A 16,559-nucleotide genomic window follows, 5' to 3' on the forward strand; every position below is an offset into this window, starting at 1 on the left:
TATGCTATTACCAGCCTGGATCACCAGGAAAAATACTGTGTCGCGGCTGCCAACCAGTTTGTTCACGTAGACGTTGATTACGACAACGCAATGATAGCCCTTCATGCAGGGTTGTATTATAGGGAGGATGAGGCACCTGGAGCCTGTCAGCTAACGTGTTGACATAGTCAGCATAACGCAACGGTTCAACCACAACATGATAAATAGAGCCGGCGGCTGCCTGTTCTAGGGTCTGCACAAACGCCTCGGCCATATCCGCCACATGGATGAGAGAAATGAAGTTTTGTCCTTTGCCAGGAATTTCAACTTGTCCCGTGCGCAAGTTGGCCAGCAATTTTTCTTGTCCTGTTCCTGCACCAACAAATAACCCTCCACGTAAAATACTCCAGTGCAACCGGTCAGGTGAAACAGCGCGTACCATTTGCTCCATTTGCATCACTGGAACACAAACCGCTGCACGAGCCGGATCTTTATCGAAGGTCTGCTCTTCGTCAAGCCATACATCACCGCTATCAGGATAAGCCATGACGATACTTTGCTGGATATAGCGGCGAGCACCCGCCTTGAGCGCGGCATCAAGCAGGCATCTTGTTCCCTCCGTACGCAAACGGGTATTGGTCTCCCAGGCATTGGGAGTAGTCGGGGTGGCGGGAATAGCTGTGGCGATATGGATAACAGCGTCACAGCCCTGAACCAAATCAGGAAGCTGCTGCTGCATCTCTGGTTGCAGAATTTCACCTACCGTTGCCACCATACCCACCTCACGCAATACCTGCGCCTGCGCCTGGGAACGAACCAACGTATGCATAGTATGTCCTGCCTGCTGCAAACGTGGTAGAAGGACACGTCCCAGTACACCAGTCGCTCCAATCACAAAAACATGCATCTCTCGCATCCTTTCTCTTTCTTTTATCCTGTACATTGTTTTAAAAATATTCTCACTTGCCCAGCGAGGGCCGATCCAGTTGGAACGGTCTCAGAGCAGAGGGAAGGAACCCGTCAGTTGCCGCCTTTGCCAAGAGTTGTCCGAAGCGCATCCCGAACGGCATGCCATGGCCGGTAAAACCGCCAACGAAGATGACACCTGGAAAAGCTGGCGCGTAATCCACAATCGGATGCGTATCTTGCGTACACCCCAGGATTCCTGCACAACGCTGTACCACACGCAATTGAGGGGTGAGCAATGGAAAAATCCGTGGCACTATTGTCTCGATAGCCTTTTGTACCGGGGGTGTTGGCACGCTTTCCTAGACCCCCCTGCATTTGGGGCAACAGACCCGTACCCTCCAATCAGAAGAGTACCAGAAGGGGTTTGCTGCATATATTCTCCTGTGTTCATGTGAACACTGAGCGCCATCGAAAAAATGGGATCAATCGCCTCATAGGCTTGCATCTGCTCAAGAACTGGGACAATGACAGGCGTCAGTTCTGGCAATAAGGTACTTGTCCAGGCATTAATTGCCACAATCACCTTTGATGCAACCATGTTTCCCTGCGAAGTTCGCAGACGAACATTCGCTCCATCCCGTCCAATCTCAGAGGCTTCTGCCTGATAGGCAGTTGCTCCATGACGCAACGCTGCATGGACCAAACCCTGAACGAGCCGTGCAGAGTGGAGGAGACCCTGTTCTGGGAGGAAACATCCACCAAGAATCTCAGAAGCAAGTGGTGTGTTGATCATCGCTTGCACCTGTGCTCGCTCAAGCCATTGTGCGGAAAATCCCTCTGCCTGTAAGAGATCCACTTCCTGACGTTGTTCCTTGCTCTGATCCTCAGTCAGAGCCAGCTGGAGCGCACCAGGCTCCCGGTAGTCACAGGAAATCTCTTCCTCCTGCAATACCTGGCGGAGCAAGGCGCGGTTCTCATAGGTGATGTCCATGACGGCACGAGCGGTTTGCGGCCCAAGTCGAGCCATAGCTTCAGGATAAGGCCCGGCGGTACCGGCTCGCACAAATCCACCATTGCGCCCCGTCGCACCATCCGCAAGTGCTCTGCGCTCAAGCAAGACCGCGCGAACACCTGCCCGCGCTAACCAATAACAGGTCGCAGCACCTGAGAGTCCTCCACCAATAATGGCCACATCTGAAACGTTCGGCAGGTCAGTGGAGAGCGAGAACAGAGGAGAAGTTCGTTGCCAATAGGAGAAGGATTCTGGGACCATTCGCATACCCATCCTTTCATACTTCCTCGCGATCAAGAGCAAACTGCTCTCATTCACACATTGTTCATCATGTTTTCTCCTCAGCGCTTCTAATAGGTCTCCCAGTGCTCAAGCGTCCATCTGACGAGCGTGATCATATCCCCAACCAGTGAACCACGTGACTCCGGGGCCTGCAAAAAGGTGCAAATATTGATCAAATCGAAAAGCTTGGTGATCTTTTTCCAGGTAGGTGGTAAGACCCCTCCGTGCTGGACGAACCCTTGCAGGCAGGCTGCTTCGAATTCGTTGGGGAGCAGCCACTCATGGCGGAAGAGATTCCCCAGATCAAAGAGGGAGGAACCCACAAAGGCAAATTCCCAATCCAGAACGGCAGCGAGACAGAAATGTCCCCTCTCTTGCCGAACAAGGAGATTGGAACCACCATAATCGGCGTGCACCAATGAACGACTTCCTGCGGTTGCCTGGAGAAGGTGAGCATTCTCGGTGACCAACGTCCAGAGACGTGCTGTGAGTTCCGCACCAAGCCAACGCTCAGCCTTTCCTGGAAATAAGCAGGACGAAAGATATGCCAGGTACCCCTTTGCCTCATCCACTTCTTCAAGCGTTTCCTCTTCCGGTTCATCGAGGTGAAGGCCATCGTGAAAGAAGCCTGGATGAGCGAAGGTATAGGAACCAATCGTCGCAAGTGTTGCACCGACGCTATATCCCACTTCCGCAAGATCTGCCTGTGCCCTGCCCGCAAGGATATCCTCGATCAGGATACCTTCAACCCACCGAGCAATCGTATAGGGATAGCCATAGGTGTGGCCCTCGTGATCGGCCTGAAGAATTTCCGCAAGTGGAACACGTGCATGCAGAAGATTGAAAAGCTCAACCTCTTTTTTACAGGCGGCAGGATCATCCTGAAAAAGGCGCAGAACCAGAGCCTCTTCTCGGTCTTCTGCTGTGATTTTATATAAGGTATTATTGCGCCCCGCGTGCAAGAGTTCTGCTGAGGCAATCGAGTGTCCAGCGAGAGCAGGTTGGAGAAGCTGCTTGAGTGTCGCTTGATCTAATTGGAGGAGAGGATGTCGCCTCTCCCACGTTTCTCTCATGTGATTACTCTTCCTTTATTTAAGATTCGGTCTCATTGGTGGAAAGAAGATTGCTCAGATCGCGCGTCTGGCTGCTGTAGCGAGTCAGGAGGCTTGCTGCCCATTGCATAACGCTGGCCCGTAGTTCCCTCGGTTCCACTACCTCAGCCGTGGGGCCGAAGCCCAGTACAGTTGCGCGAGCAGTCTCCGCCGTTTCAAAGACGAGGGAAACCGTCCTCCATCCAGAGGCGTCTGGTGCTGAGTGCAAAAGGCGGGAACGTTGGGCTTCTCCAAAAAGCTGGAGCAGGCGGGGAACCGCATCTGGCGAGATCTGGAGTGTGACTGGGTAAGATGGCAGAAAACGAGTACACCACTTTGCCCAGTAGCCAGCGAGATGGAATCCCTCTGGCCGGTTGAACGTCTCTTGCAGAACATCAATCTGCTGGATACGAGCGATTCTGAATGGACGGATAGTTTCGTGTGTGGCTCCAATGAGATACCAGATTCCGGCTTTTACGACGAGTCCCAATGGATCGACCAGGGTGGTTATGATATTCCCGCTCTCCCGACGATAGATCAGAGAGAGGCGGCGATTCTGCCAGACAGCGTCCTGAACTACGCGCAAATGAGGCACGTCATCGACCGGAAAATTCCATCCGGTTGGGTCCACATGCAAACGTTCCTGTATCTCTGCCGCTCGCTGTTTGCCCCGCTCAGAAAGCGTACTCAAGACTTTGGCCAGGGCAACCTCTCGTGTGGTATGCAGATCAAGATCCGAGAGCGGCCTTTGGCCTTGGGAGAAAAAAAGCGTGCTTAACTCATCTTCGTTCAGTCCGGCTATGTGGAGATGGTAATCTGGCAGGAGCCTGTACCCTCCTGCCGGTCCTCCTTCCCCGTAGATGGGAACGCCAGCAAGACTCAGATCATTGATATCCCGATACAATGTCCGTTCTGAGACCTGTAATCGTTCTGCCAACTCCCTGGCGGTGAGGTACGAGTGCCGTTGTAACAGAAAGACAAGGGCAAGTAAGCGATCAAATTTCAGAGCTGCTCTCCTTTGTTGCTGTAGCACGAAACGTATGCTTAGTATAGCAAAAAACCCTGACAAATTCTGTCAGGGACTGGTGAAAGAAACAGCAATGGCTCTTTTCCAAAGAAATCAGGGGGGTATTGAGACAAACCGAAGGGTAGAAGAACTCTTCCAGACCTTTATGGCTCAATGCAACGAACGATAGATAAAAGGACAACTCATCCATGAAAAAGGCTCAAGGATAACTCTACGGTGCAACTTTCACAGTTATATAGTACATCGTATCTTTTCGTCAAAAAAAACACCGACAGGCCAATACCCTGCCCTTACCCAACATTTTTCTAGCTTGATCAGGAAAAACACACTGAAAAGCGCTTCTTTCCTGAGTCCTATTAACAAACAGGGGCCTGATAGAGGTGTTTTTTAAAGAACTGAGTTGCTAAGAGGGCAACTTCCTCTAGCGTGCCTGGTTCTTCAAACAGATGCGTTGCTCCAGGAACAATTGTGAGTTCCTTTTCACCCGGAAGTTGCGCAAAGGCGGCCCGGTTCAATTCCAGCACTGTTTGATCATTTCCTCCTACAATCAACAGGGTAGGAGCATGAACATGTAGCAGTGCTTGTTGGGCCAGATCAGGGCGACCGCCACGAGAAACGACTGCACCGATAGGGAATCCCGGTGTGGCCGCCGCTTTAAGCGCCGCTGCGGCACCTGTACTCGCGCCAAAGTATCCAAGCGTCAGATTTTTTGTATCTACTTGCGCCTGTAACCAGGCGGTAACTTGAAGCAGACGATGCGTCAATAAATCAATATCAAAGCGCGTTGCATAGCGCGCGTCTTCCTCCTCGGTGAGCAGGTCCATCAGGAGGGTACCAATTCCTGCTTGATTGAACTGCCGGGCCACAAAGGTATTTCTGGGACTGAAGCGACTACTTCCACTGCCATGCGCAAACGCCACCAGACTCGTCACATTTTCGGGAAGGACCAGCGATCCTCCTAGCCGGACCGCGTCAGCTGGTATCTGTACAACCTTCTCAATTTGCGTTTTCCCCATCGTTCCACCTCCATATTTTCTTGCCATTAGGTACGCACATTACTACATTGGTGCTTTCTTCTGGAGCCACGCGGCTTGCTCCCGGCTGGCTCGTTTGAGTAGATCATGAACCTCTTCATCGCTGGATTGGGGAAAATACTCATACCAGCCACCCACAGAATAGAGGGTTTCTAGTTTCAAGAGACAGACAACTTCACAGCCCAGAGCCGCCAATTCATCGCACGTGGTCGTGACAGCAACAGGCACAGCGACAATCAGATGAGCGGGGTGTTGTTGTTTCAATGCAAGGATCGCTACACGCATGGTTGCACCAGTCGCAATTCCATCATCCACCAGTATAATAGTACGGCCACGCACATCATACGGCGGACGCTCACCACGGAAGAGGTGTTCACGCCGCTCCAATTCACGTTGTTCGCGTGCGGCCACCCAATCAATTGCTTTCTGGGAAACACCTCGTGCCCGCACAACATCCTCATTGAGGATACGTAAACCACCGGGAGCCAGTGCGCCCATCGCCAGTTCCTCTTGTCCAGGTGTCCCAAGCTTACGCACAACCATCACATCGAGAGCATCATGCAGCGGACCAGCAATCTCATAGGCCACGACAACCCCACCTCGTGGTAATGCCAGCACCAGCACATCTGGCCGATCACGATAAGCCATCAATTGTGCTGCTAATTGTTTTCCTGCCTCCGTTCGATCACGAAATTGCGCTACCATAATTGATCCTTCTTTATTCTTCGCTATTCATGTTCGATACCAGCGTATAAACCAACCCTACAATCATCCATCACAAGAGCTTTGTTCTCCCTATATGCTTACGCCAAAAATGATACTGCCATCATGTTACAATGTCATCACAATATAAGACTCCATTCTCACAACATCGCAAGTAAGCACATAGCTATCAACCAGGCAGGAAAGCGTGAACCACGGCGGCGATACCAAGGAACAAAAACACAGGGAAGAGAATATAAATGAAGCGTTGCTAGAACGTATTGCAGCGTGTAGTGGGGACATAGTGAGGTGAAACGTGCCTGATTGCTGGAGCATAGAACGACCACAACAATCAGGGCTATCTCGCATTGAAGATGGGCCAGGGCCTCAGAGTTTTATACTCTAAAAGTAGTCATCGCGCTGGCTGCCATCATAGCGTCCACTTTGACGACAGCAACGCTTGAAAGCGGTATCCAGAGCCGCAGGGACATAAATCTTCCTTACCAAGCTTCTCATAAAGTTCTTTGTCACCATGAATAATGCGCACACCGCGTTTTACTGCCTGCTCCGAGGGATATCCTCTCTTGCGTTTACTCATCGGCTCAAAAGCAAAAGGAATCCTTCTGCGGTTTAATCGTATTTCTCATGACTACACCTCCAAATTTTAATGGTACCAGCTTTGAGACATATAGCATATCATCAAGAGACTTTCCTGTCTATAACAGGGCTACTCACTTTCTTTGGCCCCCGCAACGCGCTCACCTTGCTCCCGCCTGGACAGAAACCAGGTATTGCCAAACGGATCATTAAAATCAGCCGAATAACCTCTCTTTGGAACTTCAGTTGGTTCCTGTAACGAGGTTGAACCAGCCTTCATGGCACGTTCATAGGTTTCCTTTACCTCATCGATAGAGAGATAAAGGGCAGCAGTTACCGCCTCACCACTCCACTTTTTACCCTCACCACCCCCACCAATCATCACGATTGAGTCACCAATGCGCACCTCCGCATGGGTACCACCAGCATTTCCAATGGTACGAAAGAGTTCGGTCGCACCAAAAACCTGTTTAACAAAGTCAAGCAGCGCATCTGCATCCTGCGCAATCAAGTATGGAATAATGGTTGGATAGGTCGTCCGATTTACTGTTTGCTCCATATTTTCTGCTCTTTCCGTTGCTATCGTGTTTCAAACAATACTCATGCCAGTAGAAACTTTTCTGGAAGAGGAAACGCCTTGTGATCCAGTCACGTCCTACTCGGATAGTATAGCCAGAAAGCACACAGGCTTCTTGTAAAAAATTAACCTGCTATAGAGAGTCGCGAACATTTTCACCTGGATGGTACTGAACGCACATCGCTCGCAGAGAGGCTGGCAATGATAATCAGGAGGAATGAGCCCACAGAGGCAACGGTTCGGATCAGATGCCAGAAATTCCATGGATCTTGAAATGCTGTGCGCGCCGTCGCTATTTGTTCGGGTGTCGCTGTCTGGAAGGAAAATGCGGCGAGCGCGTCATTGAGAGGAACATTTGCGGCCATAGTGACCCCGAAGGTTCCAACAATATACAGGCAGGTGGCGACAAATAAGAAGGTAAACGGCAATGAGAATGACGTTTTACGCCGCAAGTACGTTGCCACTGGCAGAAAAATGGCTGGGCTCATAAACGTTACGAGAAAGGCGGGATTTTGAATAGCATTATTAATGCGTTGCATCGCATCAATATATGCTGTGTTTGATAATGCCGTGAAGGCAGGAATAATTGATACTTGATAACCAAAGAAAACGCCCGCAGTCAGTCCTGTGGTTAAAGCAGCCAACACCAGCATAATATGCTTGAGGTTCATGATGTATTTCTCCTTGTAATTCGGCTTCGAACATGGTAATCCCATTGTAAACGTTGCCGTTACGTGAACCTCAAGCCTTTTTTTCTCTTGTCGCACGTTTCCAGATATGCCCCAATTTAGAGGAAGATGACAAATAAAGCTTCATGTTGCTTTTGACACTCGCTCAAACATTGCCAGTTTACAAATCTCTTCTAGAGAGTAATCTTTGCCTTCAGCCCACCATGTTTCCCATGTTGCTCGATCAACCAGTGTCTGTATTTTGCTCAGATGGACATGATAAAGCTGATGGTATGCTGTCGGTACAGTCGTGTGCAAACTTTTATAGAGATCTTCAGCCGCGCTACAGATATGGGCGGCATAAGAGGGCCCATGGACCCGTCCCTGCATACAACCAAGGACAATTAAAGCTGTCGCGAGCATGTACAGATTGCCTGCTTGCCTTGCAAGAAGTAAGCCCTCACGTAAATACGCATAACTCGATTTTAGATCATTCTGGAGAAAAGAGAGGACACCCAGGTAGATCAGTGTCACCGTAAGGAGGCCTGGCTCTGGATATTCTCGGAGCAGTTGCATGGCTTCACTCAGTCGCATATGAGCCTGCTGCATGTTACCTTGAAGGGTTGCCAGTGCTCCCAATCTACTCAAAGTAAAAGCATAACTGCGCCAATCCTGCTGCTCATACAGGAGGTGTAAACATTGTTCAAGATAGGTGGTGGCCTGAGCATAATCACCTTGTATATGCCAGGTATCTCCAATCTGGAATAACGCCCAGGTCTTACCAAAATGATTACCAGATGCCTCATAGAGCTTCAAGGCCTCCTCAGCCAGTTCGCGGGACCGTTCATAGCCTATCTCCCAGAGGGCGAGACGGGCTGATCCCATCAAGAGATTGGCTTGAGCCGTTAATGAGGTATCGGCTTGCATTTTAAATACTGCGTCGATCCAACGATGCGCTTCACGAAATTGCATGCGTGCTTCCCAAAATTTTCCCAACGCATTACTTATACGTAGAGCACTCTCCGTCTCCTCATGCTCGGTAGCCCAGGCAAGGACTGCGCGCAAATTTCCCTGTTCGCGCACAAGTAACGCGATACTGGCAGACTGCCCGGAATCAGATACGTTGGACTCGGTTCTGGCAACCAGTTCCAGGTAATAGCGGGCATGGCGTTGCTGGATATCGGCTCGCTCCCCTGATGCTTCAAGTTGCCTCATCGTATATTCGCGAATCGTCTCCAAAAGATAAAAACGCGGCTCTTGATTCTCTTCTGAAGAAAACTCTTCTGGACGCATGCGCTTCACTAAACTCTGATCAATAAGGAACTCTATCTGTGCTGCGACAGCATCAATGGTTGCTTCTGGTTTGTCAAACATGACAATGGCCAGGGCCGCCTTCAAGGTCCATCCACCAACGAAGACACTATAGCGGCAGAAAAGAGCTTGATCTGCTGCTAAAAGTAATTTATAGCTCCAGTCCAATGTGGCCTGTAAGGTCTGGTGGCCCTGCAAGGCATTATACGCGGTAGTATGCAGAAAACTCTGGCTGGCCCCCTCCGTCAGTCGCTGCAAAATTTCGGGCAAGGACAGCACTTTAGAGCGTGCCGCAGCCAGTTCAATAGCCAGGGGGAGTCCATCCAAACGGGTGCAAATGTGTGAGACGGTTGTAGCATTTTCTGGTGTCAGATCAAAGGCTGGATTCACAGCCTGAGCTCGTTCAACAAAGAGGCGGACAGCAGAAAACTGCGTATATGTCTCAGGACTGGCTTCTTGCTCAAAGGTATCAATCGTTAGCGGGGGCACGTCAAATTCATACTCACCGTATAGGTGCAGTAAAATGCGACTGGTCACCATGATTTTGATGTCGCGGGCACTCTGTAAGAGATCACTGATAAAGGCGGCGATCCCAGGAATCTGCTCCACGTTATCAAATACCAGTAGTAATGTTTTGTCGCGCAAGAAATTTTTCAGCACATCTTCGTGCGAAAAAACGCTTTGCTTGTCTGTATTCCTATCTCTTATCGGCTCCATAAGATGCAATGTTTGTACAATTGTCGCAGGGATCAGAGCAGCCTCACGTAGCGAAGATAGAGGAATAAAAAAGACCCCATCCGCAAAATCATGCTGAACGGCATGTGCCACCTCCAGTGCCAGCCGCGTCTTTCCCACTCCTCCCATCCCATACAGCGTCAGGAGGCGCACAGACCTATGCCGGAGGCGATCCAACAACAATTGTACATGATATTCACGTCCAATGAGCCCGGTAGCTGGATTTGGCAATAAAGAGAGAGCACGAAAAGCTGTTGTCTGTTGAGGGGTGGTGATAGCTGAACTTTTATAAGGTGGTTCTACTTCAAGCTTCGCTAATGGAGGAGTCTTCCACTCCAGTTCAGTAAAAGTTTCCGTTTTTAGACCCATCAACTTAAGTAGTTGAGCGGCCTCAATCCGGGTGGTAATAGCATCCCAATCAGCCAGGGTCTTAATGATTTGCTTCACCTCGGCGTGTGTTGGAAAGGAACGCCTTGCTCCATGCAGTTTGCGACTGAGAACCTGAGCATCAATGCCAAGAGCATCTGCCAGTTCTTTTTGCAAATGTCCAGATCTACGACGAAAAGTCGTGAGCGACTCGCGAAAAAGCTTCAACCCCTCTGGGAGAGGGGTAGAGTCTCTATTTATGCTAGACGTCATGTTACTCTTTACAGATTTCTAGTAATAACTTGCGAATAAAATACTTATCATAAGCCGTTATAGCTTCTATAACCTTGATTATAGCATAAGAATTATATTCCTTTAAGAGAAATCTGCGCTTTATAGATACATGAAGCTCATTTTTATAATAGTATGTGCCTTGAATTGATCTCTAATCTCTGGATATGCACTCATATATTTTTACGTCTCGATCAGCAAAAACTGGCAGTATAAAATAACACGCTCCTGTTTCTATGAAGCAATATCAGATTGTTCAAGTGCATGAACAGATGCTTATCTGTTGGTTGGAACCGTTAAATCCGTCGTCATGATGGTAAGAGCGGGATATGTGCTGGTGTTTTGAACCGTAAATCCATAGCGCTCATAAAGGAATTTCGCAGGACTTGTTGAGACTACACCCAGGCTCAGGGTGGTATACCCTTGTTGATATGCGCTCTGTTTTACCATCTGCAGTAACGTTCCACCTATCCCCTGATGACGGGCATACACATCTACCGCAAGCGAGACAATGGGGACCGTACTGGAATAGAAACCTGGAACAAAATCATGCGCTGTGGAAAAAAGACGGCACCAGGCCGCTCCTAAACGTTGCTGGCGGATAGGATCAATCGCCAGAAATGCGATGTCGCCCGGTTGTCCCCATCCACTTCTCCAGGGCTGTATTTGCGGTAATCGCTGTACTACTCTCTCATCACCCATAGGAAGAGGATAATGTCGCATTGGAAATACAGACACATAACACATATAAGTAAGATACTGTTGATCCTCTTTAGATTGGTTAGCAGCGCGCACAAACCATGAAAAGGTTTGCGTACAATTCATGGTATCCTGATTGATTATATTTATAGAAGCAATAGACATAACACATCCCTTTCTTAAGAGAACCACATTACACGCCACACATGACAAATCCACCAACATCTCATAAGCATATATTCCCCTCATCAACCCTATCCAATGGCTTTGTACTTCTTGCTATGGCTAAGTATAAGCTCAGGAAGAGGTAATAATGAAGCACAAAGTTGATCCAAAGTTGATCCAAAGTTGACACGATGCCTGACCAAGGGGAGTACAGCAACGCATATCGCCACAATGGTTCCAATTCTGGAGGGTATTGTGATAGCGCCATGCGTCCGGGAGAGCGTTTTGTGAGACATGTATGCTATGTTGCAGTGAGGCAAAAAATAAAGCGAGAAATAAAAGAACAAAGAGGTTATACCACGGAGAAGATGAAGAGCCAGCAGAATCAAGAAGCATTGCTACAAGGATTAAGTACATGCGACGTGGAGGAGCGGCGCGCACATGGACTCGGGTGTGTGCTCCCACCGCCTACGGGACGCTCATATATACGGATTATCAGCGAAAACGTATTCAACATGGTCAACACCATTCTCTTCTCCATCGCGCTGGCCCTTGTGCTGCTGGGCCAGTATCTCGACGCGCTCATCTCCGTTGGAGTCGTATCATTTAATCTGGCCATCAGCCTGTTTCAAGAGATACGAGCCAAACAGAAACTCGATCGTATTGCGCTCCTCACTCGTCCCAACGCTGTGGTAGTACGCGATGGACGAGAGCAACAGATCCAGCCTGAAGCGGTGGTTGTGGATGATATTATGCTGGTCTATCCAGGTGATCAAATCGTGGTGGATGGACCAATTGTGAGTGATGGACGTGTGAAGGTGGATGAATCATTGCTTACTGGCGAAACAGATCTGATCACTAAAGGTGAAGGTGATCGACTCTATGCCGGGACCTTCTGCGTAACGGGACGCGCATACTACCGTGCCGAAAACATTGGCATCCAGAGTGTTGCGGGCAATCTGACGAATAGAGCCCGTGCCTATCGTAATGTGTTTACGCCGCTACAACGTGAAATTGCTTTCATCATTCGGGTCTTGCTCCTCGTCGCTCTGTTCCTGGAAACGCTCCTGTTTGCTTCTTTACTCGTCAATCTAATTCCACTTGTAGAAACGGTACGCATGGCAATGGTGATCATCGGCATTGTACCCAATGGTCTGTTTCTCTCGATCAGTGTGGCCTATGCATTGGGCGCGGTACGAATCGCGGGCAAAGGGGCACTGGTCCAAAAATTCAATGCCATTGAATCGCTCAGCCATGTAGATATCCTCTGCACCGATAAGACTGGTACCCTGACCACGAATGAAATGGCACTGGCGGCATTGCATCCATATAGTATTGATAAAACACAACTACGCCTGCTCCTTGGAAAGTATAGCGCACAGGTATCGAGTCAAAATGCGACAAGCGCTGCGATCAAAGTTGTCTGTCAGGATCACGAGCGACAAGATCTCCATGTGTGCCAGGAGATTCCTTTTTCTTCAGTACGCAAGTGGAGTGCACTGATCGTAGATGATCTGGCGATGCAAGGCGTCTATGTGCTAGGTGCACCGGAAATGCTACAGCCATTTCTGGTGCCAGACACTGATCTGGGAGATTTCATGGAAACCGAGAGAGCAAAAGGCTTACGCGTTCTCCTCTTTGCGCACTATCCCAGATTACTTCTGCTTCAAACTCAAAATGAAGAAGCAAGCTTGCCAGATGGACTGGTGGCCCTTGGTGCGCTAAGTTTGAGTGATACCATCCGTCCTGAAGCACAGCAAACACTGGCAAAATTTCTGGAGCTAGGCGTCCAAATCAAGATTATCTCTGGTGATCATCCTCAAACCGTCGTAGCTCTGGCACTACAGCTGGGCCTGCATACCAGCATGGAGGTACTGACAGGAGCAGAAATAGAGCAGTTAGACGATGCGCAACTAGCACAGCGGGCAGAAGAAATCGCTATTTTTGGCCGCATCACACCACATCAGAAGGAACGTTTGATCAAAGCGTTGCGCCAGCGTCACCATTATGTTGCGATGATTGGCGATGGGGTCAATGATGTGCTCTCACTCAAGCAGGCCAACCTTGGTATCGCCATGCAGAGCGGGAGCCAGGCCACTCGAGGGGTCGCGGATCTGATCTTACTCAATGATACCTTTGCCTCACTGCCGCATGCCGTCCAGGAAGGACAACGTATACGCAATGGCATGCAAGATATATTAAAGCTTTTTTTAGCGCGCGTGACTTCTGTCACGCTACTCCTCATCTCAGTTGCCTTTATTGGTAGCTTTCCTTTCCAACCTCGGCAAACCTCATTACTCACCTTCTTTACCGTTGGCGTTCCCACCATCGCGCTGGCATACTGGGCTCGCCCCGGACAGACCTCAAACAAAAGTGTGCTGCGCTCCCTGCTGCGTTTCGTCTTGCCTGTATCCTCAATAACGTGCCTTGTCGCACTTGGAACCTATCTCGCGGTGCTGATTCCCACCTCTCAGACACTACCTATCCCTGCGAATCCTTATCGCGAAGGGGCCTTACCAATCGCTCAGACAGCTATCACGATATTTCTTGTTTTCTGCGGACTGATCCTTGTACTCTTTGTAGAACCACCAAACCGTGTCAGGCCAGAACAGGATGGAAAAGCAGGCAACTGGCTCCCTTCATTGCTCGTTCTCAGCTTACTTCTGTGCTTTAGCGCTATACTTGCTATTCCACCATTACGTACACTATTTAATCTGCAACCATTACATTCTGGCACCTATCTGATCATCATTACAGCCACATTGATCTGGACTGGACTTCTATGGACCGTCAGGCATTTTCGTCTCTTCGAGCATCTCTTTCATTTCTAATAAAAAAGTCTGCTAATAGTTCGGCATCTATTTGAAACGAACCTAGTACTCTGTCATCCTTGATTTGATAAATGGAGACCAAAGGAGTATCCTTGAGTTACGAATAAAAAACCAAGCTCAAGGAGGCATCCATGAAGAAGTATACCATTCAGTTAGACGCAGAACAACGCAAGCTGTTAGAGAGTTTGCTCACAGGAGGCAAGGCGCCAGCGCGCATCCAGACCCATGCGAGGATCTTACTAAAAGCCGATCAGGGAGAGCAAGGAGCGGGTTGGGAAGATCAACAGATTGCCGAAGCCCTGGGAGTGGGAACGGCAACCGTAGGACGAGTTCGGCAACGTTTTGTGGAGGGAGGGCTGCTGGATGCGCTCGTGCGTCGTCCCCAACCGGAACGACCCGAGAAACGGAAAATGAATGGGGAACTGGAAGCGCAGTTGGTCACGCTGGCGTGTAGTCAGACGGAAGGAGGGCAAAAACGCTGGACGATGCGCCTGCTCGCGGACAAATTGGTACAACTGGGGTTTGTCGATCACATCAGTCATCAAACGGTGTGGGTGACCTTAAAAAAAATGAACTCAAACCGTGGCTAAAGAACCAGTATTGTATTCCCCCCGAGGCCAATGCGGAGTTTGTGTATCATATGGAAGATGTGCTTGAGGTGTACCAGCGTCCATATGATCCCAAGTGCCCAAAGATCTGTATGGATGAGGGGAGTAAACAGGTATTGGCCCATACCCGGGAGCCGATCCCGATGGAAGCGGGTGAACCCGAACGCATCGATTATGAGTACGAACGGAAAGGAGTGTGCAGCGTGTTTGTGGCAATGGAACCGGAAACCGGGGCTTGTCAGGTGCGCGTGAGCCAGCGGCGCACGAAAAAGGATTGGGCATTCTTTTTGCGCGAGATCATTGACGTCCAGTATCCCCATGCGGAGAAGATCGTCTTGGTGATGGACAATCTCAATACCCATACTCCCTCTTCGTTTTACGAGACGTTTGAACCAGCCGAGGCCCGCCGATTGACCGAGAAACTGGAAATCCACTACACGCCCAAGCATGGGAGTTGGCTGAATATGGCCGAGATCGAACTGTCCATCTTAGCGCGTCAATGCTTGTCCGATCGCTTTCCAACCAGAGAGGCGCTTGCCGCTCAGGTGGATGCTTGGCAGCGTGAACGCAACCAGGCAAACGTAACGATCAACTGGCGTTTCACCACCGCGGATGCTCGCATCAAGCTCAAACGCCTCTACCCATCAATTGAACAATGACAGAGTACTAGGATCTATTTTGCTTGCCCAACATGCGTAGCACTAATGCTTTGTTTTGAAGCACCGTTTCCTTACCAGGAGAACAGTATGGCTCCCGAAGACCTTCCAACGCTAGGCTTGTAGAACACTCACTATTTCCGTCAGAGAGGAACAGGCTTGTGCTCCCTCTAGCTCAAATTGTTCTTGCGTCACAAATCCAGTTGTGACTCCTATAAATCCCATACCTGCATCTCGTGAAGCATAGTAATCCATCAATGCATCACCAATGTAGATGACCTCTTGACGAGTGATCCCTTTTTCGCTGAGCAGTTTGAGTGCTTTATCAAAGACTTTAGGATCAGGCTTATGAGCAGGTTCATCATCGGCACCCTGCAAAAGAAAAAAATGATCAATTGGGAAACCCAGGCGCATCAAATCGTGTCTCGCTCTTGAGCCGAGGACGGAGGTGACGACACCAATTTCAATGCCTGCATCTAATAAGGTATTGACGGTCACAAGTCCATCTTCCTGGACATCTTTGAGAAATTGATCTTCCAGTGACGAGTTCGCGCCTTGAGCATATTTTCGGGAGTATCAGCCCTTTGATACAAAATGGCAATCATTGGTTCAAAAGGCATCCCCCAATGTTTTGCCAGGACTTCGTCGGTCAGATCGATATTATAGAACTGCTTTGCGACCGCCTTATGATGAGCCCACTTGATAGTCGCTGTTTTTAAAAGAGTGTCATCCAAATCGAAGAGAACGGCTTTATATTTCATACTATCACCTTTCATGGTTGGTGCAGCAATGGCGCATTCACGCCTCTGGCGCTCCAACGGTTTTACATATGGTGTCAAAAAGTGTTCTCCGAACACTTTTTGACACCATATGTAAAAGAAGCATGGGTCCTTCAGGGCCCGCGTGCGGCTGGCTGCATGTTCTCCCCCAAGAGAGTAGAAGTAAGACGCACTCTTAGAGCCTGCAGAGGTTGCCGGAGCCATCAGGCTTTGGATCTGTTGAAGGGAAAGGAACAACTT

15 protein-coding genes are annotated in these 16,559 nt (G+C 49.4%); 2 read left to right on the forward strand and 13 right to left on the reverse strand.

What is annotated here, in order from left to right:
• Positions 1-7: 7 nt before the first annotated feature.
• From EL633_RS26330 to EL633_RS26380, 11 genes are all read right to left on the reverse strand, one after another.
• Entirely contained in the window at positions 8-886 is an 879-nt protein-coding gene (locus tag EL633_RS26330) for an NAD-dependent epimerase/dehydratase family protein (RefSeq protein ID WP_161982453.1), read from the reverse strand.
• A gap of 52 nt (positions 887-938) precedes the next feature.
• Positions 939-1,202: an FAD-binding oxidoreductase/lyase gene (locus EL633_RS37920; RefSeq protein ID WP_218027589.1), complete on the reverse strand. Its 264-nt coding sequence runs from the start codon at positions 1,200-1,202 to the stop codon at positions 939-941.
• Positions 1,202-2,167 (reverse strand): NAD(P)/FAD-dependent oxidoreductase, encoded by a 966-nt coding sequence (locus tag EL633_RS26335; RefSeq protein ID WP_218027590.1) that lies wholly within the window; start codon positions 2,165-2,167, stop codon positions 1,202-1,204. The genes EL633_RS37920 and EL633_RS26335 overlap by 1 nt, the downstream gene beginning before the upstream one ends.
• A gap of 83 nt (positions 2,168-2,250) precedes the next feature.
• Positions 2,251-3,255, reverse strand: coding sequence for a phosphotransferase family protein (locus EL633_RS26340; protein WP_126630249.1), 1,005 nt, complete (start codon positions 3,253-3,255; stop codon positions 2,251-2,253).
• 19 nt (positions 3,256-3,274) lie between these two features.
• Positions 3,275-4,306: a helix-turn-helix transcriptional regulator gene (locus EL633_RS26345; RefSeq protein ID WP_161982454.1), complete on the reverse strand. Its 1,032-nt coding sequence runs from the start codon at positions 4,304-4,306 to the stop codon at positions 3,275-3,277.
• A gap of 350 nt (positions 4,307-4,656) precedes the next feature.
• Positions 4,657-5,316 carry a dienelactone hydrolase family protein gene (locus tag EL633_RS26350; protein ID WP_126630251.1) on the reverse strand — a complete coding sequence of 220 codons (660 nt, stop codon included), beginning with the start codon at positions 5,314-5,316 and terminating at the stop codon, positions 4,657-4,659.
• 42 nt (positions 5,317-5,358) lie between these two features.
• Positions 5,359-6,039: a phosphoribosyltransferase gene (locus tag EL633_RS26355; protein WP_126630252.1), complete on the reverse strand. Its 681-nt coding sequence runs from the start codon at positions 6,037-6,039 to the stop codon at positions 5,359-5,361.
• Positions 6,040-6,763: 724 nt separating this feature from the next.
• Complete coding sequence (locus tag EL633_RS26365) at positions 6,764-7,192, reverse strand: VOC family protein (protein WP_126630254.1); 429 nt, start codon at positions 7,190-7,192, stop codon at positions 6,764-6,766.
• A gap of 173 nt (positions 7,193-7,365) precedes the next feature.
• A complete protein-coding gene (locus EL633_RS26370) occupies positions 7,366-7,881 on the reverse strand; it encodes an anthrone oxygenase family protein (RefSeq protein WP_161982455.1) in 516 nt (171 codons plus the stop codon).
• 141 nt (positions 7,882-8,022) lie between these two features.
• Positions 8,023-10,563 carry an ATP-binding protein gene (locus EL633_RS26375; RefSeq protein ID WP_126630256.1) on the reverse strand — a complete coding sequence of 847 codons (2,541 nt, stop codon included), beginning with the start codon at positions 10,561-10,563 and terminating at the stop codon, positions 8,023-8,025.
• 294 nt (positions 10,564-10,857) lie between these two features.
• Complete coding sequence (locus tag EL633_RS26380) at positions 10,858-11,445, reverse strand: GNAT family N-acetyltransferase (RefSeq protein ID WP_161982456.1); 588 nt, start codon at positions 11,443-11,445, stop codon at positions 10,858-10,860.
• Between the two features lie 368 nt (positions 11,446-11,813).
• On the opposite strand from EL633_RS26380, the gene EL633_RS26385 reads away from it, so the two are divergent.
• Together EL633_RS26385 and EL633_RS26390 are read left to right on the forward strand one after the other, a co-directional pair.
• Positions 11,814-14,276: an HAD-IC family P-type ATPase gene (locus EL633_RS26385; protein WP_161982457.1), complete on the forward strand. Its 2,463-nt coding sequence runs from the start codon at positions 11,814-11,816 to the stop codon at positions 14,274-14,276.
• Between the two features lie 131 nt (positions 14,277-14,407).
• A protein-coding gene (locus tag EL633_RS26390; protein WP_126627759.1) for an IS630 family transposase occupies positions 14,408-15,543 on the forward strand; the annotation gives its coding sequence in 2 pieces (ribosomal slippage) (positions 14,408-14,828 and positions 14,828-15,543; 1,137 coding nt in all).
• Between the two features lie 111 nt (positions 15,544-15,654).
• On the opposite strand, the gene EL633_RS37925 is transcribed toward EL633_RS26390, so the two are convergent.
• Positions 15,655-16,038, reverse strand: a complete 384-nt coding sequence (locus EL633_RS37925) for an HAD family hydrolase (protein WP_161982458.1) — start codon at positions 16,036-16,038, stop codon at positions 15,655-15,657.
• Positions 16,035-16,556 carry an HAD hydrolase-like protein gene (locus EL633_RS37930; RefSeq protein WP_161982459.1) on the reverse strand — a complete coding sequence of 174 codons (522 nt, stop codon included), beginning with the start codon at positions 16,554-16,556 and terminating at the stop codon, positions 16,035-16,037. The genes EL633_RS37925 and EL633_RS37930 overlap by 4 nt, the downstream gene beginning before the upstream one ends.
• Between the last annotated feature and the right edge of the window lie 3 nt (positions 16,557-16,559).

This window comes from Dictyobacter alpinus (genome assembly GCF_003967575.1).
GTDB classification, from domain to species: domain Bacteria; phylum Chloroflexota; class Ktedonobacteria; order Ktedonobacterales; family Ktedonobacteraceae; genus Dictyobacter; species Dictyobacter alpinus.

Coding starts and splice junctions, on each gene's coding strand:
- EL633_RS26330 (WP_161982453.1), bottom strand. CDS start 886: ATGCATGTTTTTGTGATTGGAGCGACTGGTGTACTGGGACGTGTCCTT.
- EL633_RS26335 (WP_218027590.1), bottom strand. CDS start 2,167: ATGCGAATGGTCCCAGAATCCTTCTCCTATTGGCAACGAACTTCTCCT.
- EL633_RS26340 (WP_126630249.1), bottom strand. CDS start 3,255: ATGAGAGAAACGTGGGAGAGGCGACATCCTCTCCTCCAATTAGATCAA.
- EL633_RS26350 (WP_126630251.1), bottom strand. CDS start 5,316: ATGGGGAAAACGCAAATTGAGAAGGTTGTACAGATACCAGCTGACGCG.
- EL633_RS26355 (WP_126630252.1), bottom strand. CDS start 6,039: ATGGTAGCGCAATTTCGTGATCGAACGGAGGCAGGAAAACAATTAGCA.
- EL633_RS26365 (WP_126630254.1), bottom strand. CDS start 7,192: ATGGAGCAAACAGTAAATCGGACGACCTATCCAACCATTATTCCATAC.
- EL633_RS26370 (WP_161982455.1), bottom strand. CDS start 7,881: ATGAACCTCAAGCATATTATGCTGGTGTTGGCTGCTTTAACCACAGGA.
- EL633_RS26375 (WP_126630256.1), bottom strand. CDS start 10,563: ATGACGTCTAGCATAAATAGAGACTCTACCCCTCTCCCAGAGGGGTTG.
- EL633_RS26380 (WP_161982456.1), bottom strand. CDS start 11,445: ATGTCTATTGCTTCTATAAATATAATCAATCAGGATACCATGAATTGT.
- EL633_RS26385 (WP_161982457.1), top strand. CDS start 11,814: ATGAAGAGCCAGCAGAATCAAGAAGCATTGCTACAAGGATTAAGTACA.